Consider the following 2,098-nt stretch of genomic DNA (forward strand, 5'->3'; position numbering starts at 1 on the left):
TGCAGGCAACAGTCGTCATTGCTCCAATATTCATCGTTGTTACTGGCTTTCACACGGAAAGTATATTCACCCGGAGGCAGGTTGAGAAAAGATACGTTATGTTTATCCGTGTATATCCATTCTTTGTGAATACCATCCAGTTTGTAGGCATATAAATTCTTGCCGGAAGCCACATAACTAAGACTTTCGAATGTAATGTCGAACGATACCACCTGATAAGGAATCGTTACCTGTCCGCTAAGGGCAGGTATACGCTTGCTAAGGCTTACCTTGTCATCGGGGCTGTGCATATATACCGCCGGGATAGACGCCGTAGGTCTTACTTTATTAATAGATAACTTGAACGGATAGAAACTATTGAACCCGTTCACCCCACCGAAATAGAATTTCCCGTCACTGGCTTGCAGGGAAGAGCGGAAATTGAACTGGTTGCTTTGCAATCCATCCTCGATGGTATAGAGTTGTGCCCGTTTGTTTTGCGGCTCATACCGGATCAGTCCCCTGTTGGAAGAAAGCCAATAGTTACCCGATTGATCGTCCAGTATGCCATAGATGATATTGTTCGGCAGATTCTCTTTGGTGGAGAAGTTTTCAAAACGGTCCTCCCGATAGTGATAACGGCAGATGCCACCACCTTCGGTACAGAACCACAGATGTTGTTTGTGATCGATATATACACGGATCACCCAGTTGCTACAAGGAGAATCAGGATTTGCCGGATCGTTGCGATAGTTGTGCAATTTGCCGGTTTGGCGGTTGTAACGCCAGATACCGTCCCTTTTGCTTGCCAGCCATAAATCCCCATGTTGGTCTTCAACCATATCGTAGATAAAGATATGGCTTAAAGGTTCCAATGTCCGGAAAGAGTCACTTTTCGGGTCATACTGGCAGAATCCGGAGAGCGTTCCCAGATAAATGCTGCCATCCTTCGTTTGATAGATGGAGTAGATATGATCGTTAGGAATTGAATGTGGGTTTGCGCGGTTATGGCGATAGTTTTTCATTTTTCCCGTTTGAATATCCAGGATATATAATCCCCGGGAGAAACTGCCAATCCACAATTTTCCTTCATTGTACAATAGTGCATGGATATTGTGATAACCGATATTAGGGTTACTGCTTCTCAACAGATGGTTTTTAAACTTCTTTGTGCGGGGATCAAAGAGGTTCAGTCCTCCGTCTTCGGTAGCAATCCAGATGTTTCCGTCGGGATCTTCGCAGAATTGGCTGATAACATTTCCCGAAAGAGAATTTTCCGTACCATTGGGATAATACCACTCGATATCTTTATGCTTGGGAGACAGGTAACTCACTCCACTGAAATAAGTCCCGATCCAGATTCCCCCTTCCCTATCCTGATAACAGGCATAGATACTTTCTTTATTTTGTTCGTCGTCGGTGGGCAGACACTCTCCTGTCATGGTGTTGAATGTATAAAGCCCGTCGTCGGAGCCGAGATAGAAAGAGTTGGCCGTCCGTTGAAACAAGGTGCGGATACGTGGGATGGTAAGCGTGTCCCCTTCTCCGAAGTAATAGCGGAATTGCCCTGTCTCCTTATTGAAACGTGCCAGTCCGCCGTACCATGTGCCCGCCCATAATACTCCCTGCGAACTTTCCATCAAAGAGATAATCTCGTTGCAGGCAGGACGTCCGAAAGAGGTGTCCTCGGATATATACCCAGTGAAATTGTCTGTCCGTTGGTTGTATTTCGCCAAACCATTCCGGGTGCCTATCCAGATAGTCCCGAATGAGTCGTTGTAGATTACCCACACGTGATTGTCCGGCAATGAATGAGGATCGGAAAGAGAATGTAGATACTGCTTCAAGGTACCTTTTTTCTCGTTGTAGACGAACAATCCGTTGGTTGTCCCAATCCATAGCTGCCCGTCATTGTCATAAGCCATTCCGAAGGTACTGTTGACTGTCGCCCCGTCTTCCGTCTGTTTATCGAATACGGAGAACTTCTCCTCCCGCGAGTCGAATAAATACAACTTCTCCGTACTGGCTACCCAAATCTGATTGTTATCCTGATGGCGGCAGATCGTTACTATATTCATATAACTGTTTCCGCCGTTTTCTGACGAATGTCCGTAGTTGG

At 45.9% G+C, this 2,098-nt stretch carries 1 protein-coding gene; it reads right to left on the bottom strand.

Annotated features, from left to right (window positions below; genetic code table 11):
- Positions 1 to 2,098: two-component regulator propeller domain-containing protein (locus tag RDN93_RS22045; RefSeq protein ID WP_308747439.1), on the bottom strand; the 2,098-nt coding region annotated here is incomplete at both ends.

It is taken from the genome of uncultured Bacteroides sp. (assembly GCF_902491285.1).
GTDB lineage: Bacteria > Bacteroidota > Bacteroidia > Bacteroidales > Bacteroidaceae > Bacteroides.